Annotated in this window: 21 protein-coding genes and 1 tRNA gene; 11 read left to right on the top strand and 11 right to left on the bottom strand. The window is 67.7% G+C overall.

The window, feature by feature from the left end; translation table 11 throughout:
- On the bottom strand, positions 1-728 hold a 728-nt coding region (locus AC5WS7_RS19450; RefSeq protein ID WP_495955904.1), incomplete at its 3' end, for a hypothetical protein.
- A 222-nt stretch (positions 729-950) separates the two neighbouring features.
- Between AC5WS7_RS19450 and AC5WS7_RS19445 the strand changes: the two genes are divergently transcribed.
- Both AC5WS7_RS19445 and AC5WS7_RS19440 read left to right on the top strand, forming a co-directional pair.
- Entirely contained in the window at positions 951-1565 is a 615-nt protein-coding gene (locus AC5WS7_RS19445) for a TetR/AcrR family transcriptional regulator (RefSeq protein WP_495955903.1), read from the top strand.
- Positions 1566-1629: 64 nt separating this feature from the next.
- The gene (locus tag AC5WS7_RS19440) at positions 1630-2259 is read left to right on the top strand and encodes a GyrI-like domain-containing protein (RefSeq protein WP_495955902.1); all 630 of its coding nucleotides are present in this window, start codon (positions 1630-1632) and stop codon (positions 2257-2259) included.
- Between the two features lie 73 nt (positions 2260-2332).
- On the opposite strand, the gene AC5WS7_RS19435 is transcribed toward AC5WS7_RS19440, so the two are convergent.
- The gene (locus AC5WS7_RS19435; protein WP_495955901.1) at positions 2333-3556 is read right to left on the bottom strand and encodes an oxygenase MpaB family protein; all 1224 of its coding nucleotides are present in this window, start codon (positions 3554-3556) and stop codon (positions 2333-2335) included.
- Between the two features lie 181 nt (positions 3557-3737).
- Positions 3738-4346, bottom strand: a complete 609-nt coding sequence (locus AC5WS7_RS19430) for a DedA family protein (protein ID WP_495955900.1) — start codon at positions 4344-4346, stop codon at positions 3738-3740.
- 242 nt (positions 4347-4588) lie between these two features.
- Here AC5WS7_RS19430 and AC5WS7_RS19425 point away from each other — a divergent pair, with 242 nt between their 5' ends.
- On the top strand, positions 4589-5794 hold the full coding sequence (locus tag AC5WS7_RS19425; RefSeq protein ID WP_495955961.1) for a COG4705 family protein: 1206 nt from the start codon (positions 4589-4591) through the stop codon (positions 5792-5794).
- Positions 5795-5886: 92 nt separating this feature from the next.
- Here AC5WS7_RS19425 and AC5WS7_RS19420 read toward each other — a convergent pair whose 3' ends face one another.
- From AC5WS7_RS19420 to AC5WS7_RS19410, 3 genes are all read right to left on the bottom strand, one after another.
- On the bottom strand, positions 5887-6222 hold the full coding sequence (locus AC5WS7_RS19420) for a histone-like nucleoid-structuring protein Lsr2 (RefSeq protein WP_067899872.1): 336 nt from the start codon (positions 6220-6222) through the stop codon (positions 5887-5889).
- A 120-nt stretch (positions 6223-6342) separates the two neighbouring features.
- Positions 6343-7200: a crotonase/enoyl-CoA hydratase family protein gene (locus tag AC5WS7_RS19415; RefSeq protein ID WP_495955899.1), complete on the bottom strand. Its 858-nt coding sequence runs from the start codon at positions 7198-7200 to the stop codon at positions 6343-6345.
- 152 nt (positions 7201-7352) lie between these two features.
- On the bottom strand, positions 7353-8201 hold the full coding sequence (locus AC5WS7_RS19410; protein WP_495955898.1) for an oxidoreductase: 849 nt from the start codon (positions 8199-8201) through the stop codon (positions 7353-7355).
- 96 nt (positions 8202-8297) lie between these two features.
- Between AC5WS7_RS19410 and AC5WS7_RS19405 the strand changes: the two genes are divergently transcribed.
- The 3 genes from AC5WS7_RS19405 (at position 8298) to AC5WS7_RS19395 (ending at position 10892) form a co-directional block, all read left to right on the top strand.
- Positions 8298-8930, top strand: coding sequence for a helix-turn-helix transcriptional regulator (locus AC5WS7_RS19405; RefSeq protein ID WP_495955897.1), 633 nt, complete (start codon positions 8298-8300; stop codon positions 8928-8930).
- A 50-nt stretch (positions 8931-8980) separates the two neighbouring features.
- Positions 8981-9415 carry a MarR family winged helix-turn-helix transcriptional regulator gene (locus AC5WS7_RS19400; RefSeq protein ID WP_495955896.1) on the top strand — a complete coding sequence of 145 codons (435 nt, stop codon included), beginning with the start codon at positions 8981-8983 and terminating at the stop codon, positions 9413-9415.
- Between the two features lie 79 nt (positions 9416-9494).
- Positions 9495-10892, top strand: coding sequence for an MFS transporter (locus AC5WS7_RS19395; RefSeq protein WP_495955895.1), 1398 nt, complete (start codon positions 9495-9497; stop codon positions 10890-10892).
- A 180-nt stretch (positions 10893-11072) separates the two neighbouring features.
- Here the strand turns inward: AC5WS7_RS19395 and AC5WS7_RS19390 are convergent, their stop codons facing one another.
- The gene (locus AC5WS7_RS19390) at positions 11073-12293 is read right to left on the bottom strand and encodes a cytochrome P450 (RefSeq protein ID WP_495955894.1); all 1221 of its coding nucleotides are present in this window, start codon (positions 12291-12293) and stop codon (positions 11073-11075) included.
- Positions 12294-12635: 342 nt separating this feature from the next.
- On the opposite strand from AC5WS7_RS19390, the gene AC5WS7_RS19385 reads away from it, so the two are divergent.
- Positions 12636-14897 carry a sensor histidine kinase gene (locus tag AC5WS7_RS19385; protein ID WP_495955960.1) on the top strand — a complete coding sequence of 754 codons (2262 nt, stop codon included), beginning with the start codon at positions 12636-12638 and terminating at the stop codon, positions 14895-14897.
- Here the strand turns inward: AC5WS7_RS19385 and AC5WS7_RS19380 are convergent.
- Entirely contained in the window at positions 14837-15214 is a 378-nt protein-coding gene (locus AC5WS7_RS19380) for a hypothetical protein (RefSeq protein ID WP_495955893.1), read from the bottom strand. The two genes, AC5WS7_RS19385 and AC5WS7_RS19380, sit on opposite strands and share 61 nt — an antisense overlap.
- Positions 15215-15439: 225 nt before the next feature.
- Here AC5WS7_RS19380 and AC5WS7_RS19375 point away from each other — a divergent pair, with 225 nt between their 5' ends.
- Positions 15440-16864 carry a helix-turn-helix domain-containing protein gene (locus tag AC5WS7_RS19375; RefSeq protein ID WP_495955892.1) on the top strand — a complete coding sequence of 475 codons (1425 nt, stop codon included), beginning with the start codon at positions 15440-15442 and terminating at the stop codon, positions 16862-16864.
- Between the two features lie 78 nt (positions 16865-16942).
- Here AC5WS7_RS19375 and AC5WS7_RS19370 read toward each other — a convergent pair whose 3' ends face one another.
- Positions 16943-17968 carry a TauD/TfdA family dioxygenase gene (locus AC5WS7_RS19370; protein ID WP_495955891.1) on the bottom strand — a complete coding sequence of 342 codons (1026 nt, stop codon included), beginning with the start codon at positions 17966-17968 and terminating at the stop codon, positions 16943-16945.
- 332 nt (positions 17969-18300) lie between these two features.
- Between AC5WS7_RS19370 and AC5WS7_RS19365 the strand changes: the two genes are divergently transcribed.
- Positions 18301-19530: a helix-turn-helix domain-containing protein gene (locus tag AC5WS7_RS19365; RefSeq protein WP_495955890.1), complete on the top strand. Its 1230-nt coding sequence runs from the start codon at positions 18301-18303 to the stop codon at positions 19528-19530.
- Between the two features lie 61 nt (positions 19531-19591).
- Here the strand turns inward: AC5WS7_RS19365 and AC5WS7_RS19360 are convergent, their stop codons facing one another.
- Positions 19592-20305 carry an HAD family hydrolase gene (locus AC5WS7_RS19360; protein WP_495955889.1) on the bottom strand — a complete coding sequence of 238 codons (714 nt, stop codon included), beginning with the start codon at positions 20303-20305 and terminating at the stop codon, positions 19592-19594.
- A gap of 340 nt (positions 20306-20645) precedes the next feature.
- Between AC5WS7_RS19360 and AC5WS7_RS19355 the strand changes: the two genes are divergently transcribed.
- Positions 20646-20719 (top strand) — tRNA-Pro (locus AC5WS7_RS19355).
- Positions 20720-21137: 418 nt separating this feature from the next.
- Positions 21138-21950: a putative antibiotic biosynthesis monooxygenase gene (locus AC5WS7_RS19350; protein ID WP_495955888.1), complete on the top strand. Its 813-nt coding sequence runs from the start codon at positions 21138-21140 to the stop codon at positions 21948-21950.
- A 244-nt stretch (positions 21951-22194) separates the two neighbouring features.
- Here AC5WS7_RS19350 and AC5WS7_RS19345 read toward each other — a convergent pair whose 3' ends face one another.
- A complete protein-coding gene (locus AC5WS7_RS19345) occupies positions 22195-23214 on the bottom strand; it encodes an amidohydrolase family protein (RefSeq protein WP_495955887.1) in 1020 nt (339 codons plus the stop codon).
- Between the last annotated feature and the right edge of the window lie 23 nt (positions 23215-23237).

Genomic DNA, 23237 nt, shown 5'->3' with positions numbered 1-23237 from the left:
ACCTCCCGGGCCTCGCGACGGTAGGACGAGCGCAGTACGAAGAACATCACCACGACGAACGCGGCGAACGCGATGTTGCGTACCCAGAACGACACCAGGCCGTTCCACGCCAGCGGACCGTCGCGCAATACCGCCGCCCCCGCCGAGGGGGCCATCAGCACCGCCGTCACCAGCGAATAGTGCGCGACCCAGCGGGGAAACACCGGATCTCGGTCGTCGTCGAAGTAGACGGCCAGCGCCAACAGCACGAACTGGGCGACCAGCATGCCGATCGGTGCGATGAAGAAGATCCAGGCCAGATCGTCGAGCAGTTGGATGAGATCGGCGGACCGATCGGTGCGGAACGCGGCCACGGCGAAGAAGATGTCCGACAACGCGAACAGCGTCGCCCCGGCCACCACGGCGGACAGATACGAGAACGCGAAGATGTGGCTCTGGCCCCGCATCCGCTGCATCCGGGCCAGGATCAGCACGAAGAAGGGCACGATCAGGATTCCGCAAAGATTGAATCCGACCATGCTGAACCGGATCATCGCCGTGTGGTCGCGGTAGAACTCGGCCACCTGGGGGGCGGTCATATTCGGCGACATCGGCGGGAAGAAACCCGGAAACGCCGCGAACAGCACCAGCAGTATGGCCGCGACGGCGGGAGTCGACCACAGGACCACCTGCTGGGCCCGCAGATTCGTTGCCGCCGAGCGGTTCTCGTCTTCGAGCAGGACTTGCATACCCGCATTCCTTTCCGCCGGCACGACACCGCATCCGGGTGTGGATGCTCTCGCGGCGCGTGTCCGTGGCGGAAGCATGGCACCGTTCCTGACTGTAGTCAATATTAGCTTCGACTGTATGATGCTGCTATGTCCACTCTTTCGCGAGACTCGAAGTCTGACCCTGGTCAATCGCGAGCCGTTCCGACGCAGGCTCGCTCACAGGCCAGCAGGAACGCGATCATGCAGGCGGCGCTCGCGCTGTGGCGTACGAAGGGTTTCGCGGACACCACCGTCACCGACATCTGCAAGGCCGCCGGTGTGTCGAAAGCCCTGTTCTACGTGTACTTCTCGCGCCGCGAGGACGTCCTGCTCGCGGTCGAGGTGTTCACGATGCGCGATGCGCAACAGGCCGCCGAAGCGGTCCTCGCCCGCCCATACCGGGTGGAAGAGGTGATCGCGGCGATCATCGGCCCCCTGGAGAGCCAGATGCGCAGCTACCCGCCCGAATTGGTCTTCGAGACCATCCTGGAGACGTACCGGCTCGAACGCCGCGCCCTGGCCGACGGCACGGCCGAGGACCAGCTCACCGCGCTGTTCCTCGAACCCTTCCGGCAGGCCGAACGCGACGGCGAACTCCCCGCGGGAACCGACGTCCCCCGCGCCGCGCGGATCGCGCAGACTCTGCTGACCGACAGCGTCAGACGTTGGGCGGCAAGCGATTTCAGCGGCGAACCACTCGCCGGGCCACTCGCCGAGGAGATCACCGAGCTGCTGTTCGGATCGGCGGATCGACCCGTACGACCGGCGAAGGCCGGGCGCTCGCGGACCTCCGCCAAGGCGCCGCATCCGAGATGAAAACGATTGTCGGTGCCCGCCGCTAGGGTGGCCGAAAGCATGGTGCGCGACCGGGAGGACGGCGATGACGAAGACGGATTTCCGCAAGACCATGGACTGCTATCGAGCCGGCTCAGGGGAGTTCCGTGTGGTCGAGGTACCGTCGATGCGCTACGTGATGGTCGATGGGCGGGGCGATCCGAACACCGCGCCGGAGTTCACCGAGGCCGTCGAGGCGCTGTATCCGGTGGCGTACAAGCTGAAGTTCGCGAGCAAGCAGGAACTCGGCCGCGATTACGTCGTCATGCCGCTGGAGGGGTTGTGGTGGTCCGAGCAGCCTGCGGCGTTCACTACCGCCCGGGACAAATCCCGCTGGAACTGGACGATGATGTCCATGGTTCCCGACTGGATCACCGAGGCGATGTTCGAGGCCGCCGTCGCCGCGGCCGCCGCGAAAAATCCGGCCGTTGCGCACCGGGTGCGACTGGAAACGCTCGACGAAGGCCGTTGCGTGCAGACCTTGCACATCGGTTCCTTCGACGACGAGGGCCAAACCCTCGCCCGCATGCACCAGGAGTTCATCCCCGCGTCCGGCCTGGCGATGACCGGCCGGCACCACGAGATCTACCTGAGCGATTTCCGCCGAACCGCCCCGGCCCGGCTGCGCACCATCCTGCGCCAGCCGGTCGAGGCGATCACCCCGGCGCGGGCATGACCGCGAACCGCGCCGCCGGCGAACGCCTTTCGAGGCACACTCCACGAATGCCGGTCGGCGCGGGGAGAATCGCTCAGGCGACCGCGGTGAGGTGTTCGGCGGAGCCGCCGATGTCCGCGGACTCCGAACCGGTCAGAGTGCGGATGAATGCCAGCTGCGCCGCGCGACCGCGGACGGCGGCGCGCTCGAATTGGCCGGGCACGGCCCGGGTCCAGACCGTCCGGACGAGGTTGAACGGTATGCGCAGCAATGGATACCACGGCACCACGACCGGCGGCAGTCCCAGCTTCCGCATCGCGCCGGAGCCCAGGAGCATGGTGGCGATGGACAGATGCTGGGAGCGGGCGATACGGCGGCGCGGGCCGGTCAGGTAGCGGTAATGCCAGCCCAGCGGCTCGTCGAGCATCGGCATGGCCAGTTGCGCCGAGGTCTCGTCCGGATTCGTGATCGCGGTCATGGTGTGGAACAGGATGCGCACGCTGTCGCGAAAATCGTTGGGCAGAAAGCGTTCCTGCACGCCCATCACCCAGCCGACATACCGGGTGAAATGTGCCATGGCATCGGCCTCGCCCGGCGTCACCAGCATGCCGAGACCGATCGCGCCGACCGTCGGCGCGATCAGCGCGCCGACCATGGTGGCGGCCATATCGGTCTGGTTGACCGGCAGTCCCCACTCCTCGGCTCGCCAGTCCGGCATGGCCGCCACATGCCGGCGCACCATCGAGTGGATCATCCGCACCCGGACCGTGGACCGGTAGCCGAGCCCCCGCGGCAGCATGCCACCGGCGGAGGAGACGTCCAACGCCCACTGCGTCGTCTCGGCGAAGCGCTTGGCCGGCCCCTTCTCCAAAGCGCCTGTGCGCAAAAGGGTTTTGTTGAATCCCGAGGCCAGATACCCACCCAGGAAGGACATGTCCCGCGCGACGTAGAGCGCGTCGCGGCCGCTCAGGCTCATCACTCGCTCGGCCCGCCGGATCTTGTCCCAGTCCACCCAGTCCGGCACGGCCTCGACGTGGCCGAAGAACTCCCGCAGCGGGGCGGGGGCGTCCGGCACCGCCGCGATCCCCTCGCGCAATGCCCGCTCGAACAGCGGCCGGGCGGTCGCCATTCCCTCGCGATACATCCAGTCCACCAGCTCGTCCATCGGCTCGTCGCCGACGGTCAACGCCTCCCCCAGTTCACGGAACTGGGCCGGGGTCGGCTCGCGCAGACCGAGCACCCGGGCGAACGGGCCGAGTCCGGCACCAGGAACGGACCGGGGCGCCGCAGGGTGCCGGGTAGGAATGGTCGAGTCCATGATCCTCCTTCGCGGTAGATGCCAGCGCACCGGTCGGCGCTGCACCCGCACTTCTGGCAAGATCCTCTACCAGAATAGCGAAGTTGGCAAGATCGATTTCCAGAACCTGCTGCCCCGCCCCGGGAGGACACCGCGAACGAGCCGGTCAGGCGATGGGTCTACCGCTGACGACCCGCGCGCCTCACTCCGCGGAGGCGGCCGCGCGCCGGCGGCGCAGCACCACGAGCCCGGCGACCGCGAGTGCCAGGACCACGAGTCCGGCGATGAGATAGGTGGGCCCGCGCAGGGATTGTTCGAGACTGTGCCAATTGGCTCCGACCGCATAACCGGCCACGGCCAGGGCCGCCGTCCACGGCAGGCAACCGGCGAGGGTGTACGCGCCGAAGCGCAGCGGCGGCATCGCGGCGATGCCGGCGGGCAGCGAGATGAACGTGCGGATGCCGGGCAACAGGCGCGCCCAGAACACCGACATCGCGCCCCGGCGCACGAACCAGTCCTGAGCGCGGTCGATCTCCTCGGAACGCAACAGGATGTAGCGACCCCAGCGGTGCAGCGCCGGGCGCCCGCCGTACCGGCCTGCCAGCCAGGCCAGATAACTGCCCGCGACGTTACCGGCGGTACCCGCGACGATGACCACGATCAGATTCGGATGCGGGCCGCTGACCGCACCGGCCGCCAGCGCGCCGCCGAGCATCATCGTCACCTCCGAAGGAATCGGGACGCAGGCCGACTCCAAGGCCATCAGCACGAAGATCGCGACCAGACCGTAGGATAGAATCAGTTGCTGCACAACGTCTCCCGTCCATGGGCGAGGACATCGGGCAGGGCCGGGAGCGCGGTTCGGCACTCGGCCAGAGGTCTGATCGGTATCACGCCGCAACAATGTCCGAACGCCGCTGAGAACACGCTGAGATCGCGCTGGGCGAAGGACCGCGACCACACCGCGATTCTCAGCGGATCCACAGGACCGGCTCGTTACCGTCGCACTCCGTGACAGACACGACGAACCCCGGCGTCGGCGCATCCCGCCGGATGCTGAGCAAAGTGCCCGAGATCACGGTGTGGTTCTGGATCATCAAGATCCTGTGCACCACCGTCGGCGAGAGTTTCGCGGACTGGATCAATATGACGCTGGGCGTCGGGTTGAACCTCACCGCCCTGCTGTTCACCCTCGTCCTGCTGGCGGTGCTGATCTGGCAGTTGCGGCTCGATCGCTACGTGCCGTTCGTGTATTGGCTGACCGTGGTCGTGCTCAGCGTGACCGGCACCCTCTACACCGACATCCTCACCGATGGCCTGTCGGTGCCGCTCGCGCTGAGCACCAGCGTCTTCACCGCGGTTCTCGCGGTGGTCTTCGGCATCTGGTTCGTGCGCGAACGCACGCTCTCGATCCACTCCATCCGCACCACGCCGCGCGAATTGTTCTACTGGCTCGCCGTTCTGGTCACCTTCGCGCTCGGCACCGCGGCGGGCGACTGGACGCTGGAACTGACCGGCTGGAGCCCCGGAATCTCGGTGCTGCTGCCGGCCGGGCTGATCGCCGCGATCGCGCTGGGACGGCGACTGGGCGCGAACGCGGTGCTGTCGTTCTGGCTCGCCTACGTACTCACCCGCCCGCTCGGCGCCAACCTCGGCGACTGGCTGGCCTCCCCCACCGCCGACCACGGCCTCGGACTGGGCACCGCCGCCACGAGTGTGCTGTTCCTCGTCGCCATCCTCGCGACGGTCCTATATCTGACCCGCACCCGCAGCGACGTCATCGACGATGAAACCCGTTCGCCCACAGCGTCTCCCGCCCCTCGAAAGCCCCGCGAACAACTGATGCTCGGTTACTACGCGGTCGTCGCGGTGGCAGCGGCCGCGCTGTTGGCCTGGGCCCATGCCCAGCCACACGCCACCACGGGCGGCACCGAGGAGGCCGCCGCCGCAACCGTTCCCGCGGTCGCCGTACCGGCCCACGCGCATTTCCCGCCCGCCGAGACCGCCACATTCCGGACCGTCACCCGTGACACCCTCACCCTGATCCGGGCCGGGCAGCACGATGCGGCGCAAAACCGCATCAAGGATCTCGAAACAGCCTGGGACAGTGACCAGAACACCCTGCAACCCATGGACCCGGCATCGTGGACGATCATCGACGGCCGCATCGATGACGCCCTGCACGCGGTCCGCGCGAAGCATCCGGACCAGGCGACCGAAACCCGTACCCTGACCGATCTGCTCACCACACTCGGTTGACCCGGGCTTCTGCCCGACCGAAATCGGCCGTCAACCGAACGAGCCGCGGATCCGGCGCGCGACGATGCGACGGATCCGCGGCTCGGCCGATTTCAGCCGGCTTTCTTGTACGCCTCGACGACCTCGGCCTGGATGCGGCCGCGGCTGGACACCGAGTAGCCGTTCTTACGCGCCCATTCCCGAATCGCCGCGGTCTGCTCCCGCTCGGCCGAGGAGCGGGACAGCTTCTGTCCCTTGCCCTTCGACGTTCTGCCCGCCTTGCGTGCGTGCGGCGTCCACTGGTCGAAAATGCCGCGCAGTGCAGCAGCATTGAGCACCGACAGATCGATCTCGTATTCCACGCCGTCCAGAGCGAACAGCACGGATTCCTCTGCCGGTGACTTTCCGTCGTAGTCGTCCACGAGCTCGACTATGACCTTGCGGGCCATCGAAAAAATTCCCTTCCGTCGTGGTGAATCAACCAGAGCGGCAACCTTATCCCAGCGGAGATCACGCTCGACAACGGCATACGGCGGCCGGGGCGGGCATCCGCCGTGGATATCCGCCCCTCACTGCGCGCCGAACAGGTCCGGCAATCCGTTCGAGACGCGATCCGGGAACTCCGGAAGACGCTTGGCCAGAAAGGATTCCACGCCTTCACGGGCATCTCCGGAGGCGCCGCGAAGGTAGATGGCGAGGGATTCGGCGCGATGCGCGATCTGCGGGCTGTCCGCGCCGAGCATGCGCCAGATCAGCTGCCGGGTCAGGGCGACCGAGACCGGCGCGGTGCCGCTGACCAGCTCCCGGGCCAGTTCCAGGGCCCGGTCGAGCACCCGGTCTGCGGGCACGATCTCACGCACCAGACCGCGCTCGAGCGCCTCGGCGGCGGGCACCACGCGCCCGCTCAGGGTCCATTCCAGCGCCGTGGACACACCGACCACCCGGGGCAGGAACCAGGTCGAGCACGCCTCGGGAACGATCCCCCGGCGAGTGAAGACGAAACCGAATTTCGCTGTGTCCGAGGCGATTCTGATATCCGCGGGCAGCGTCATCGTCACCCCGACGCCGGCCGCGGGACCGTTGATCGCTACGATCACCGGCTTGTTCGACCGATAGATCCGCAGCGATACCAGGCCGCCGGTGTCCGCGGGCGCGCCGCCGGTGTCCGGATCGTCGTCGAGGACGAACGTCTCCCCGCCCGCGCCGAGATCGGCTCCGGCGCAGAACGCGCGACCGGTGCCGGTGAGCACCACCGCGCGCACCGAATCGTCCGCATCGGTCTCGTCGAATACCTCGATGAGACGTTCGGACATCACGGTGGTGAAGGCGTTGAGCCGATCGGGGCGATGCAGCCGCACGATTGCGATCGCCCCCGCCCGTTCCAGCAGCACCTGATCGTCGGCATTCACGTCGGCGTCCGAACTCATCGCACCCTCTCGCATCGATCTGCCGCATCGCGGTGGCGGCCGCGACGCGAGGTATCGGTCAGCGTACCGCCGCGAGACAGGCCGCGTTGACGCAGCGCCAATTACAACAGGGCCCGTGGCGCGGTGTGCGCCACGGGCCCGAGGAGCGCGATTCAGCCGATCAGCGCCAGATCCTCGTCGGTGAGCCGCAGATTCGCCGCGGCGATGTTCTGCTCGAGATGCGCCGGATCCGAGGTGCCGGGGATGAGCAGGATCGAGGGCGACCGGGCCAGCAGCCAGGCCAGCGCGATCTGCGGCACCGACGCGCCGTGCCGGGTGGCGACGGCCTGCAGATGTTCGGCCAGCAACGGCTGGAACCCGCCGACCGGGAAGAAGGGCACGAATGCGATCCCCGCCTCCTCGCAGGCGTCGATCAGCGGATCCGCATCGCGCATCGCGACGTTGTAGGCGTTCTGCACGCAGACGAACGGCGCGAGATCGCGGGCCTGATCGAACTGCGCCCGGGTGACGTTCGAGATGCCCAGATGCGTGATCAAGCCCTCCTCCTGGAGTTTCGCCAGGGCGGTCAGCGGCTCCTCGAGCGAGCCCTCCGCGGGCGCGACCGCCTCACCGAGCCGCAGATTCACCACGTCCAGCCGGTCCACGCCGAGGGTTTCCAGATTCGCCTCGACGTTCCGGCGCAGGCCGTCGGGAGTCAGCCCCGGCGGGATTCCGGCGAACTTGGTGACCAGCACCAGATCCTCCGGATACGGATGCAGCGCCGCCCGCAGCAGTTCGTTGGCGTTCATCCCGTCGCGGTCGTAGAACTGCGAGGTGTCGAAGTGGTTCACGCCCAGTTCCACCGCGCGCCGCAGCAGCGCGATCGCGGTGTCGCGGGTCGGCTGTTTACCTTCCGGCCAGCCCGTCAGTTTCATGGTGCCGTAACCCATCCGGTTCACCCGGAACGATCCCAGGCGCCCTTCGCCCGCCGCGCGGGCCGATATCGTCTGTGCCTCAGTCATGTTCATCAGCCTGGCCGATCGGCGGGCGCGATGTCCGCATTCGGCAACAAGCTGCCACGCGTTGACGACCAGGGCGGACATCACGACACTCGAACCATGGCCCAGACGCAATCGGTCACCGTCGTGCGCGGTAACCAGGAACTCTCCGAACGTGCCGCACACCTGTTCGAAGCCACCGCGATCAGCTTCGATTGCGCGGCCAAGGACCACGCGACCTGGCACAACGGCCGCCATCACACGCTGGGTCCGGGCGTCGCGCTGCGCAAGCTGTACCGGCCCTCTGCGCTGCTGGACCCGTCGCTGTCGCAGCATCTGCACACCATGGTCGAGCGCGGCGCCGGCGTGCGGATCAGCGATGAGGACATCAGCGAGACCATCATCCTGGACCGGCGGGTGGCGATCCTGGCCGGGGACACCTCCTACGGGCTGCGCAGCTACAGCATCGTGACGGTGCCGGAGGTGGTGCACGGCGTGGCGTCGCTGTTCGACGCGACCTGGCGTGCCGCAACGGAATTCGCCGTCTACGACCGCGATCTGGCCGAATTGCGCAGGCTCGCACCGCGCATCCTGGATCAGCTCAACACCGGCGCCACCGACGAGGCCGCCGCACGCGTCCTGGGGTTGTCCGTGCGCACCTACCGCCGGCGCGTCGCCGAACTGATGAGCGCCCTCGGGGCGAGTTCGCGGTTCCAGGCCGGTGCGCGCGCTCAGGAGCTCGGGCTCATCTGAGATTGGAAGATAAACTTGCAAGTTTTTCCTTCTCAATCTAGGCTTCACTCATGCGAGGCGAACAGGAGCTGCTGACCACGGCCACCGCGGTGCGCCGGGCAGTGAGCCTGTTGAAGCGTCGCACCAGGCAGACCCAGACGCGGGATCTGAGCGTGCCCGAGACGGCGGTCATGGTTCGCCTGGATCACAGTGGGCCGGACAGCATTTCGGGCCTGGCCCGCTGGGAGCAGATCACCCCCCAAGCCATGGGCGCGACGGTCGGCGGACTCGAGTCACGCGGCCTGCTGCACCGCGTACCCGACCCGGACGACAAGCGCCGCCATCTGTTGTCCCTCACCGAGGCGGGCACCGAGCTGCTGCGCGCGGCCCGGGACGACCGGACCGAGCAGATCGCCCGCGCACTGGCCGACAACTTCACTCCCGAGGAGATCGCGGAAATCCGCCGAGCAGCGGCGCTGTTCGAGCGAATAGCCCAATTCCTCTGACCCCCTTCCCTTTCACCGCATCGGCGGCCGGAGCCGATGCCCGCCCCGGCGTGCCCGCACGCCGTTCCGAGGTAGCACCATGCCCCAAACGCTTTCGGCGTCAACGTCTCTCGACGAACGCCCGTTCACCTGGCGGTTCACCGCGCCGCTGTTCGTCGGTTCGGCCCTGAACCCCGTCAACACCTCTCTGATCGCGACCGCGCTCGTCCCCATCGCCGCGGGGGTGCACGTCTCGATCGGGCAGACCGCGGCGCTGGTGTCCGCGCTCTATGTGGCCAGCGCGATCGCCCAGCCCACCGCGGGCAAGGCGGCCGATGTATTCGGCCCGCGACGCGTCTTCCTCGCCGGAATCCTGCTCGTCCTGCTCGGCGGCCTGGTCGGCGGATTCGCCCCGTCGCTGGCGATTCTGCTGATCAGCCGGATCCTGATCGGGCTCGGCACCTCCTGCGCCTATCCGACGGCGATGGTGCTCGTCCGCCGCCGCGCCCACAGCGCCGGACTGAACCAACCGCCGGGCGGCGTCCTGGGCGGGTTGCAGATCGCGGGCATCGCCACTGCCTCGCTCGGACTTCCCTTGGGCGGCATACTCGTTCAGCTCGCCGGGTGGCGGTCGGTCTTCTTCGTCAACGTGCCCGTCGCACTCATCGCGCTGGTCAGCACACTGCTGTGGGTCCCCGGGGACGAACGCGATGGTGCGCGGCGCTCCGCACGCGAGATCGCATCGCTGCTGGACGTCACCGGAATCGCCGCGTTCGCCGCCGCGATGAGCACACTGCTGCTGTTCCTGGCGCGGCTGCCTACGGTGAACTGGGCACTGCTGGCCACCACCGTGACGCTCTGGGTCGCCGAGGCGCTGTGGGAACTGCGCGCGGCCACACCGTTCCTGGATGTGCGGCTGCTGGTCCGAAATATGGCGTTGACCCGCACCTACATTCGATTCGGCATGGTGTTGTTCTCCTCGTACCTGGTGCTCTACGGCATCACCCAGTGGCTCGAGGCCGACCGTCATCTCTCGGAACTGGCCGCAGGTCTGCTGCTGTTGCCGATGACGCTGATCGCCGGGGTGGTCATCGTCCCGATCTCGCGCCGCAATCTCGTTCGCGGACCGGTGATCTGGGCGGCCGTCGCGTGCGTGCTCGCCGCGGTCGCCGCGCTGTTCCTGGGCTCGCCGGCCTGGCCGGTGCTCGTCCTGGCGGTCACCGTCCTGCTCGGTTTCGCCCAGGGCGCGGCCAGCAGCAATCAACTGGCCCTCTACGTCCAGACCCCGCAGGAACTGCTGGGCACGGCCTCCGGGCTGATGCGCTCGTTCGGCTACCTCGGTTCGATCGCCTCGTCGGCGATCACCGGAATCGTGTTTCGCGACAACGTCTCCGGCTCCGGGGTGGCGACGATCGCGTGGATCATGATCGGCGTCGGCATCGCCCTGCTCGCCCTGACGGTCCTGGATCGCGGCCTGCCCCGCACCGCCGGCGACTGACCCGTAGCACGCGACCTCACCGTCGCCCGCCCTGGACGCACGGGCCCTCGCAGTGCGTTCCAGCTGCCCGCGCGTCGGCGAAGCGGGCGGCGTCGCCGAGACCACCGCGGGCCTGTGACCGAGCGAGTCAAACCGGAAAAGCCTGCGCCGCAGCGTGTTCCGGCTACGGCGAACAGGTCGTCAGTTGGGATACCAGCCGGCGAAGGGGCGCGCGGGATCGAAGGTGACCGGGAGCGCTGTCAGGGCTCGATGGAAAGGCCCTGGGCGCCAGGCCAATTCGTCTGGCTCGACCGACAGTTCGATCTCGGGCAGCGCGTCGAGAAGCTGGTCCACACCGTCCTGGGCGATCAGATACGCCGACTGGCGAGCGGGACAGGCGTGCGGCCCCGCGCCCCAGGCCAGGTGCGAGCGGTTGCCGGTGTAGTCGCCGCCGCCGATGGCCGGGTCGTTGTTGCACGCCGCGATGCTGATGATCACGGGCTGATGGGCGGGCAGCCACACCTCGTCGAGCAACACCGGCTGCCGCGGATAGGTCATGCAGAAATTCGCCAGCGGCGGGTCCAGGAACAGCACCTCGTCCAGCGCGTCGCGGGTGGACAGGCTGCCGCCGAGCAGGCTGCCCGCGAAACGGTCGTTGGTCAGGATCGACAGCAGCGTATTGGCGATGAGGTTGTGCACCGGCTCGACACCCGCGCCGTACAGCGGTACGAGCTGCTCGATGACCTCCTGATCGTCGAACCCGGCCGGATGCTGGATCAGCCGGGTGGTGACGTCGTCCCCGGGCTCGGCGCGTTTGCCCGCGACGAGTTCGCTCAGCGCCCCGATCAGCATCGTGTTCCCCGCCGCCGCATCATCCCCCTCGAAGATGGTCATGATGCCCGTGCTGACCCGCTGCCCGATCTCGGGCGAGCAGCCGAGCATCGCGTTGACGACCTGAAAGGCAAGCGGCCGTGCGTAATCGGCGATCAGGTCGGCGGAACCGGTCTCGCAGAACCGCGCGATCAGCGGCACCGCGATCCGCTCCACCACCGCGTGCATGCCGTGCAGATCGACCGCCGAGAGAGCCGCGACGTTGGCATCCCGGTAGCGCCGGTGCTCCTCACCCGAACTGCGCATCGCGTTCGGCCGCCACGCCAGCATCGGCTTCACCGGGCACTCGTCCGGGACGTCCTTCTCCCACGACCGCGGATCGACCGGGAAATGCGCGGGATCGTGCAGAATTTGCACCGCTGTGCGGTAACCGATCACCAGAGTGGCGGGTACCCCCGGCGACAACTCGACCGGAACCAGCGATCCGTAGCGCTTGCGCATGTCCCGGTAGCACTCGTGCGGCATGGCGGCGAATTCCGGGCTGTACAGGGCGATGCGATCGCTCTCGGAGTACATCGGCGGGTTGATCATTCGGGATTCACCTCGACCTCGGTCCGGTCGTGCGGATGGGCGGCACGGCCATGTGCGGCCGGCCCGTCGGCGCGGATGTTCTGTTCGTGCGTGCCGTGTGCGACATATCCTCGATCAGGGTTGTAATCGGTTGAGCACGAGGGAAAACGGAGCGCGGCTGTCCGCCGTGACCTCGAAAGTCATTGCTCCTCACCCCATTCCTGAGCCAGCAGCATAGCAGTGGTGATCGTTTTCGGAACCACTCAGCGCACGAAGCCGGCATCGCCGCGCGGATTCCGCGTCTACCAGCGGGTAAAGTACGAGAACGGGTCGGCGGGCGGATAAGCAGGGCGGGTGATCGCGATGGTGAACGACCGCGTTGCCATTGCCGAACGCTTCCTGCGGTTGGCCGGTCGTGTGGTGGCGGTGGGATACCTGATCGCCCTCGCGCTCCTGATACCCGATATCGGCGATCAGTTCCGGCTGACCGCGCCCTGGTGGACCCCGTTCGCCGTCGTCGTGGTGTTCACACCCGGACTTGCCATGGGCGCGTTGAGCTTTCATCGCGATTCGGTGTGGATGCGGCAAGCCGCGATGTTCGCCGCGCTGGGCTTTCCCGTGGCGACCGCGGCCTGGCTGTTCGCCTGGCAGCGCATTCCGCTGCACGCCGATCAGTGGCTCGCGGACGTTCCGGCGCTGGCCGGACTGTCCGCGGCGGTCGCCTGGCCCGCGTGGGCGAGTCTGCCGACGCTCGTCGTCGCGGCGTTCACCGCCACGGTCGTCAACCACACCGGGCGGGCACCGGAGGTCAACGTGCCGTTCCTGCCGGATCTGCTCTACGCCTGCGGTTACAGTGCCCTGTTCGTGGCCGGGCTGCTGATGTTCGTTCGCACGGGCCGGCTCCTGCAGACGATCCAGACCGACGCGTTCCGGGGCGCCGCGTCGGCGGCCACCATGCGCGGCCGCGCCGACGAGCGCGCGCGATTCGCCGCGTTGACCCACGACTGGGTGATGTCCACCCTGCTGACCGCCGCGCGCGGCGGCGAGCGGGACACCGTGCGGCGGCAGGCTTTACGAACCCTGAACTACCTCGACGACCTCGAACATCCGTTCGGTCAGATACTCGAGGGGCGAGCGGCCGCCGCCCGGTTGCGCGCGGCGATCAACCAGATCGAGCCGAAACTGCCGGTCACCGTCGAACTCGCGGCCGATGCCGAGCGGTGGGGCTTCCCCGCGGCGGCGGTGAGCGTGACCGCCGCGGCCGCCGGCGAGGCGGTGCGAAACAGTCTGCGGCACGCGGGAATCGGCGCATATCGCCACGTCGGCATTCATCTCGGCGGGGACGGATTCCAGGTGACCGTGACCGACGACGGCGTCGGTTTCGACCCCGCCGCCGAGCGTCCGGACCGGCTCGGCATCACGCTGAGCATCCGGGCCCGGATGCGGCAACTGGGCGGTGGCAGCGCCACGATAACCTCCCGTCCCGGCGCGGGAACCACGGTCCGGCTGCGCTGGTCGGGACCGCCCGTCGATCGTCGCGCGACCCTGGACGAGTACGGCGGTCCGGTCGCCAAATCGACTGCGCCACTGAGTATGCGGACTCTGCTCGGCCTGCGAGCACCCGCGGCACGGCTGCTCCTCGGGTGTTATCTGATCGCCTACGCCGGCTCGATCGCGACCACCCCGGCGCTGTTCTCCCATCCGTGGCCGACCCTGGCCTGTCTGCTGCTGACCACGGCGGCGATGGCCGCGATCCTCGCCGCGCCGGGCGATCCGCCCTCCCTCGGAGTCTCGCTGGCCATCCTCGGCGCGGGCGGACCGGCGCAGTTCGCGATCGTCTGCGCCGTGGGATCGATGTGGCACGACACGACCGTGCAGGAATGGTCCCTCGGCTCCGCCGCCGTGGTGTGCACCTTCCTGTGCCTGCGCGGCCGCGTCGTATTCGGCTGGCTCGCACTGGCATTCGTCTTCGCCGAGTTCGGGCTCCGGGCCGGCCTGCCCGCCGACGGCGCCCGCGGTTTCACCGTCCCGTTCCTGTATCTCGCGCCGCTGGTCGCCGCGACGTTCTTCGCCCGCGTCATCCGCCCGGTCGCCAGCACGGTCCTGGATCTGCGCGCGGACACCCTGCACCGGATCTCCGCCGAAGCCGCCGAAGCGGCCGCGGTCGCCGAACGGGACCGGCAACTGCGGCGGCTGGGCCGACTCACCCGGCCCCTGCTGGAGCAGCTCGCCGGTTCCGAACCCATCGATGACGTCCGGGACGAGTGCGCGTTGCAGGAAGCCGAACTGCGCGATGCGCTGCGAGCGCCCCTGCTCGCGCACTCCCCGGTCCTCGCGGCCGCCCGCGCCGCCCGCGGTCGCGGCGTCCAGGTGCTGCTGTACGACGAACACGGACTCGACCACGTCACCGAGCAGGTCCTGCACCGCTTGCGCATGGCGGCCGTCGCCGAGATCGACCGTGCCCGAGACGGTTCCGTCGTGGTACGCATCCAACGCCCCGGCCGCCGCCCCTTGGTCACCATCGTCGCCAACGGCTCCGACGGCACCCGCCGCACCGAACTCGATCAGCACGCGCGTCCGCTGGAACATGTCCAGGGCACTCGCCCGACGGTTGCGAACCCGTGACCGAGCATGCCGCCGGCATCCGGGCACGATGATCGCGCGGCGAGCATGCACGCCACGTCGACGAGCGGGAATCCGAGCCGGTCGGCATAGAGATGCGCGACCTCGGGCACGAGAGCATCGGCATCGTCGAACTGTCCGGTGAGCACGATTTCGGCCAGCGTCATCCCGATGACAGCCTGCTCACGAGTCACGCGCAACCGGGTGGGCAGGTACGACAGGATCCACATTCCGCAGTGCGTTTCGGGAAGGTCGACACGGAAGGCCACCTCCAGGATCCGGTCACTCGTGATCAGCCATTCGGTCTCATTGATGGTCATATCGACTCGATTCCCTCGGTCCGCCGGAATTCCGCCGGTGGTTGCCTCGAGAATCGCCTGCCGAGAATGCCGGCACAAGAATTCCTCGCGCAATTCGCGGACCACGACGCGGTTTTGCACGCTATGCGGGCAGCACGACCCGAGAAAGGGACACAGCCTGCCCTACCCGGATAATCTGAAGGTCTCGCCATAACCGAATACGGGATTCAGGGACCGGTGGTTCGCATGACGAACAGCCCACAGAGCACCAAACAAGCCCGGCGTGTGGCCCACGCGGTCCACCTCGCGGGAGGATCCGAGCATCAGGCCGCACTCGCGGTACACCACCAGTGCGGCCTGTCGCTGCTGCGAGCGCATCGGGTCGCGCGCGGGTACACCCTCGCCGAGGCTGTCGAGCTGCTGAAGGAAGTGCTGGCATCGCGCGGGACACCCAGCGCGGGATTGAGCCATCAGCGCCTGTCGCAGTGGGAGCACGGCCGAGACGTGCCGACGCCGCGCTATCTGGACGCACTCTGTTATCTCTACCGAACCAGACCCGACCGACTCGGCTTCGGGAACGACTACTCGCCCCCGGATCCGATCTCGGACAACGGAATTCAGGACGCCATGAATCGACGCAACTTTCTCGGCCTCGCCTCGGCGGGCGCCGCGACCGTCGCGGTGCACCCGGCCGCCGAATTGTTCGGCGAGGAGATCACCGCCTCGCGCGCGCGGCCTGCCACCACGGCACATGTCGCCTCGCTGGAGGAACGCACGGAGCAGGTCGGGTACCACTTGTACACCGCACCTGCCGATTTCATTCCTGCCCGGATGGTGGATCTGGCCCGCATCCAGAGCTGCCTGCTGAACACCCGAAGCGAGGACCTGCGACGCAGACTGCACCGGCTGTACGCCAAGAATGCCGGACTGATCGCCATGCGGCTCACCGATGTGGCCGGCGCGGGCGATGCGTTCGAGTGGTACGGCATCGCCCGTCGCGCGGCCAGGCGCGCGCAGGACGAGACCGTGCAGGCGTGGATCGCGGCGTGGACCTGCGACGCTTGCGCGGGCTACCGCCGGCTCGACCTCGGCCCGGCCGCCGCGCGCGCCGCGCAGTCCGCCGGCGCCGAACACGCCAACTCCGCGGCGGTGCTGGGTTATCTCACCGAGGCGGGCGTGCAGGCACGTTCGGGCCGATATCGCGAAACCCTCGACGCGGTGCGCAAGGCCGATCGGATGTTCGACCGCTTACCCGAAAACGCAACCGTCGCTGATGGTTTCCACGCCAGCGAGTATCTGCTCCGCTGGCATCAGGCCAATGCCCTGGCGCTGGTCGGTGCGCACGAGCATGCGACGCCGTTACGGGCGCGGGTGCTGGAACTACCGGCTGCCCGACACGACCGCGTCGGGGTGGCACTCCTGCAACTCGACGACGCCGCGGCCGCCCTCGATGCGGGACAGGCCGAGCAATGCTGCCGCACGATCGCCAGCGCCTGGAATCGGCTCCCCGACGACCTGCGTTTCGGTCTGGTCCACGAACGGATCGTCGAAATCCTGGATTCCCTCGAATCGCGCCGTATCGCCATCCCCGAGGCAGCCGGGGTTCGTCAGCTGCTCGAAGTCTCGTCCGCCGAACACAGGCCTCTGCCGGCCTCGGCTCGCCGCCGCTGAGCCGTGGTCCCCGGCCCGCCGAGATGTTCGCCGAGGACATGCCTCGACGAACATTCCCGCTGGAATTCCGGCGGCCGGTCAGCCGATCGCGCGCCCACCTCCTCGCCGGCGATGGTCCCGGATCGAAGCGCACGTGTAGGTGCGCAGCAACCAGCGATCCGTGCCGTCATAACGCGGCTCGAACACGGTGCGGCCGTGGACCGTTCGCCGATTGTCCACCAGCAGAAGATCTCCCGGCCTCGAGTGGTGCCGGATCGCGGCCCGGTCCAGCGCCTCGATCAGCACGAGCAACGCGGCGGCGGCCTCCTCGTCGTCCGGATCGGCGGGATGCTGGTAGATCGCGTCGAAGCAGATCTCCGGATCCTCGTCGGGCCCGGTCAGCACCGGCATCGCGACGAGGTCCGCATCCGGGATGTCGTGCTCCGCCGAAGGGGTCATGACGAACCGGGGTTCGCGCAGTACCGACCGGATGTGGCCGGGCAGCTCCAGGTTGCGGGCCGCCGCTACCACCGTGGCCGCGCCGCGGTGCCCGCGCAGGCACAGCAGTCCGAAGTGGTCGCACCGGTCATCGGTGAAACCGTCCTCGACATGCCATTCCAGCGCCGCGACGCTCCCCGCGCCACTCTGTGCCTGCTCCTGACCGAGCACCGGGACGACGTGTTCGACCAGTCGCCCGTCGATCAGCGAGCGAAAGGTGAACGGCTCACCCAGCGCCCATGCCACAGCCATCAGAACCAGTGCGGCGGCGTCGACCGTCGGCATCGCCGCCCGCGGCGTCCTGGTCGGCGGGGTGGCGGGCAGACCGCGCAGATCACCGCACATTCCCCCGAGCAGCAGCACGTTGTGTTCGGTGCCGACCGTGCGGAATCTGTGCAGCGCCTCGAGCAGCTTCCCCGGGAAGCTGCCGATCAGGCCGGCTGCGACCGCGACGGGATCCTCGTCCGAGCGCCGCCGCCGCGCCGCATGCGATGCAGCGGCCCAGACCTGCGTAGATTCCCGTGCGCTCAGAACCAGCACTTCATCGGGGGTGAGCCGAGCGCTCGCCGAATTACCTGTGTTCGCAACGTCGTCGTCGGGACGCGCGAAAATATCATGATCGAACATCTGTGGATCTCCCTGAATAAAACCGCTGTTGTAATCCGGTACTCATAAGTGAGCTGTGTCTGTAATCGCCTCAACCACCCCCGTGCTCCGAATTTCGACTGCGCGACGCTCGTTCGGCGCCGTCCGAGCATGGCGTTCGAGTTCGCGCCCACGAGGCGGAGTTCGCACAAATGCAATCGCAGTACGAGTAATCGCTGCGCACGACGGTCCACCTCGCAATCTCGGCGTGAAAGATCGAAACCGAATGGCTCTACCGAATAGTGCCCTTTCACCCGGACCGGAACCGTCAATTACTTGACGATTCAGCGGACGGTTCGCCATAAACTTGATATATGGGCACAAGCACCGATGCCGCCATATCCACCGGTGCCCGGATACGGAGAGCGCGGCGGTCGAAGAAACTGAGCCAGGCGGCGCTGGCGGGCCTGGTGGACCGATCCGAGTCCTGGATGCGCGGTGTCGAGGCCGGCCGGATCAACCTGGACAAGCATTCGGTGATCGACCGGCTCTCCAGCGTGCTCGAGGTCGAGGTGGCATGGCTGCTCGGTCAGCCGCTCGAGGCCGGCCCGGACCTGGAATACGCTGCGGTGCCGGCGCTTCGCACAGCTCTGCGACGCACGAGCCTGGGGTTGTCGGGACATCCCGGCCTGCGTTCGGTGGCGCCGCAACCCCTGCTGACCGATCTGCGCGCCGAGGTCGATCGGATCACCCGGCGCCGCCAGGCCGCGAACCTGCCTGCGGTGATGCGGCAGTTACCCGACCTGGCCGAATCCCTGAACACCGCCGTGCTGATGGTCTCCGGAACCGAGCGCGACGTCGTGGACGGCTTGATCGTGGAAACCTCACACGTCGCCCGCACCGTACTGAATCAGCTCGGATATCACGACCTGGCCTGGACGGCGGTGGAGAACGCCGCCACGGCCGCGGCCCGGCTGGGCGACCCGCTGATGCGGGCGTGGTCGGCATGGGATCGCTGCGGCGTGCTGTTGCACACCCATCAGATCGCCGATGCGCTCACGGTCGCCGAAGCCGCCCTGACCGGATTGCAAGAGCTTATGAAAGCGCCTACGCCGCAAGTACTTTCACTCTGGGGAGCACTGCACCTGCGGTGCGCCGTGGCCTGCGCCCGCCGCCGCGACGCCGCGTCGGCGTGGGGCCACCTCGCCGAGGCGGAATCCGCGGCGGCTCGAAACGGCATGGACCGCAACGACTTCCAAACCGTGTTCGGTCCCACCAACTGTGATATCCACGCCGCGGAGATCGCCGTGGCGCTGCATCGCCCCGATATCGCGCTACGGCGACACGATCGCATCGATCTGGACCGGCTGCCGTCCAAGGAACGGCAGACCCGTCACCGCATCGAAATCGCCCGGGCCTACAGTCAACTCGCCGACGATTCCGCCGCGGTCGAACAGCTGATCCGGGCCGCGGCCGTGGCACCGCAGTACGTCTACAAGCACCCGACGGTCCACGACCTCGTCGCCGAACTGCGCCGCCGAGCCCAGCCCACCGCAATCGACGCGGGACTCGGCGCACTCGAACGTGCCATCCGGCTCACCTGAAGGAGCCGGATTCGAGGCACCCTGCCGGACTGCGCTTCTCAGCCCGGATCGTGCGGTCCGATCACACTCGTACGGATTCGGAACCGCGCGGAGCGCCGATGGCATTGGTGACGAGATGAAGCCGGCGCTGCTGCGGATCGGTCAGCGCAGGAACCAGCAGGGTGGGCATGCCGACCTCGATCGCGACGCCGTCACGGGACGCGCGGTCGCCGACCATGAGCGTCTCCTCGGCGCGCGTGCCGAGCAATTCCAGGGCACGCCGGAAAATAGCCGGATCGGGCTTCTGAATTCCCTGTTCGTTGGACAGCACGAAGGTATCTATCGCATCGAGCAGCCGCGCTTCCTCGAACATCGGGCGAATATCGAAATGGATATTGCTCAGCACACCGATCTTGCAATTCTGCGCGAGAAGAGCTGCCACGGTGTGCGCCGCGTCGACCGCGAAAATGTTGTACGCCGGATCGGAATCCACCGCGAACAAGGCGTCGGCGAGTTCGTCGTCCAGACCGGCGTCCGCGAACACCGTGTAGTAGGTCTCCCGGTGCCGCGCGGCGCTGGTGTTCCCGTGCGGCGACTGAAGACGATTGGGCTGACCTGCGGCTTTCCGAATGTCCTCCAGCAACGTGCGGACCGCGTGATCATCATGTTCACGGCGAGCCAGCCGCAACGCCTCTCGCGCCCACCCCTCCTGCGTCAGTTCGGACACGAGCGTGCCTCGCCAGTCGAATACGACCGCCCGGATCGGATGCGGCTTCGAATCTTCAGATGTCGACATACCCGTGCACACTATCGGCAGAACACCCGCCGTGGAAATCGGCGGATACATCCAAACACGCGATTCAGACCATTCGAGACATCCCCGATCCAGAGACACCTATTCGTCAACGCGCGCATTTGGAAAATGCCACAACAACGATTCCGGCCCGGGGTACGGAATACCCGCTCGCCCACCGCCCCCGGCACGACCGCCCCGGAACCACGCCCCCGCCGCTCCCCTACACCGAACCCCCGCCTCGCCACCCCACCAGGCCCGCCTCCACCCCACCGGCCCGCCGATTTGGTCCAACCGGGGGGTGGTGGGGTAATCTCGTCGAGCACCGCGAAAGCGGAAGCCACGGGCTGTGGCGCAGCTTGGTAGCGCACCTGACTGGGGGTCAGGTGGTCGCAGGTTCAAATCCTGTCAGCCCGACATACATACGCAGGTGGGTCCGGTTTTACCGGCCCGCCTGCTGTTTGGTTCGGTCCCTGGCGCACGCGTCTGTACACGGTTTGGGTGGTTCCACGCTGCCGTTGGTTGTAGTCGAGGTGAAGTCCACGACCGCGAAGTCCGAGTGGGCAGATGCAGCACAAACGCTCTCGCAGCCGCAGGCACCCGCGTCGCCGCAACCGGCTCGGCAAGAGAACATGGCCGCTGCATCGGGAGTGACTGCGCCGGTTTTGCGCACGGTCAGTTGTCACGCAGCTATGTGCGCCAGCCCACAACATCGCCACGCTGTGTTCGATGTCACTGCGAAAATGACTGCCGCTCAAGGGATTTCGTCTAAGCATTTACTGTCTCGTTACAGCGGCACAGCGATCATGCAATCGCGGGGGGCGACAGTGGGCCTATGCGCCCCTTGCGACCACGACCGATCCGCGCACTCGAGTGCGAAGTGTGTGGCCGGCTACCGCATCCACACCGCACTCGACTGGCGTTGGTGAAGCTCGCAGCGATCTTTCCGGTGGAACTCACGTTGCATGCGCTGGTAATGCACTATGAACTGCCGTTCGCCGTGACCGTGCTGGTGCTGACCGCGACCGTCACCGTGATGGCGGTGTGGGTGGTGGAACCGTCGGCGATACGGTTGCTGGCGCGATGGTTGCACGGCCCGGCGCTGCGAGCGCGTGAACGGATGCACCGGGCCGAGAGGCTTTGGCGAATCCGTGTGCGGGTACATGACGAACCCGGGCACCTGGAGGCACTGACAAAAGGGCTCGCCCAGATCGGAACCAATATTTTGACCGTGCATGTGCACCGGATGGAGTCCGATGCACTGGACGAGCTGATTGTCGCGACACCGCCGGAGGTCACCGACAGCACATTGCGTGCCGCGATCGGGCGCGCCGGCGGGCGGGACACCCGAGTCTGGCCCGCTTCGGCGATGACCCTCATCGATGGGCAGACCAAGGCGCTCACGCTCGCGGCGCGGGTCAGCTGTGAGCCTCAGGAACTGCCGCTTGCGGTGGCCGAGCTTTTGGGTGCGCGTTACCTGGGCGACGGCGTACCCGAGGATCGAACACCCCCCGGAGAAATTCTGCGGATCGATACCGGGCGGGGCAGCACGATCTGCTGTGTGCGCCCCGGCGACCCGTTCACCCCCGCCGAAATCGCACGCGCGGAACGATTGCGAGATCTCGCCACTACGCCGGCGCATCGCTGAACCCGCTCTACGCCGGGAACTCACCCACGAGTTCAACCCCCGCCAGACCTCGACCAGACCGGTGACACCGGCGTCGGGCCAACAGGCCCTCCAGGGCCAGTCGCCGGGCGGCACCGTCGACGTCAGGTCGGTGTGCCCGGCCTCTCACCGCGGCCGGCTCCCATCAGGCTCGCAGACGCCCGACAGCAACCAGCCCGACGCACGCCGTCACCCGGACACGACTCGGGCCGAACCTGGCAACCGCTCACGACCGGCGGAACCGGAGGGGCGCGGCAATGCCCTGTGGGGATCGCAACCGGGGGAACAGCGCCAAGGCGTTGTCGCGGAGCATGAGCCGGTGTTCGGAAGGATTCAATACCGTGGTCGAGGCGAGTGCCTCGGCGAGTCCCTGCACCGCCCAATCCGGGGTGAAGGGGAAGTCGCTGCCGTAGAGCAGGCGGTCGGGGCCGACGAGTCGCATCAGAGCGGGCAAGGCGCGCGGCAGCGCGAATCCGGCTACGTCGTAATGCATCCGGCCCAGCGCGGCGAGGACGTCCACCGGCGATCCGGGCGAGTCGAGCACGGCGAAACCAGCCATGCGGTCGGCCAGTACCGGCAGTGCGGCGCCGGTGTGCGGCACGATGAACCGAATATTCGGATATCGCTCGGTGACGCGGTCGAGGATGAGTTGCGCGACGGTTCGGGTGGTGTCGAAGAGGAACTCGATCATGGGCCGGGGGCGGCCCAGGCTGGTGTGCTGCCAGCAGGCCGGTGAGGTGGGGTGCAGGTGGACGACGGCGTGGCGACGATCCAGTTCCGCCAGTAACGGAGCGAAGGCGGGGTCGCCGAGATACGTACCGCCGTAGTTGGTTTCGAGGGCGACACCGTCGGCGGCCAGTTCATCGAAGGCGTGAGTTACCTCGGCGATCGCCGCGTCGACGTCGGGCAGTGGTACCGAGGCCAGTAGTCCGAAGCGGGTCGGGTGGTCGCGAACCAGGCGTGCGCCTTCCACGTTCACGGTCCGCGCGAGGTCACGGGTTTCGCGAGGGTCCTGCATCAACACGCCCGGTGAGGACACCGACAGCAGCGCGACTTCGACGCCTGTGCGATCCATCAATTCGAGCGCCGCGGTGGCGCTCCATTCGGGAAGGGCCGGCATTCCGTCGGGTTGAGCGTGCCCGGCAGCCACGAGCGCCTCCCGCAGCCGGGGCGTGAGGAAGTGCGCGTGCACATCGATGGCACCGGGCAGCGGTAGGGCCGAGCCCGACATGACGGTTTCCGGCACTCGGATCTCCTCTGCGGCAGTGG

It is taken from the genome of Nocardia sp. PLKS1-43, from assembly GCF_059510335.1.
Note: the sequence above shows the minus strand (reverse complement) of the source record. Positions and strands in the feature narration are given on the sequence as shown.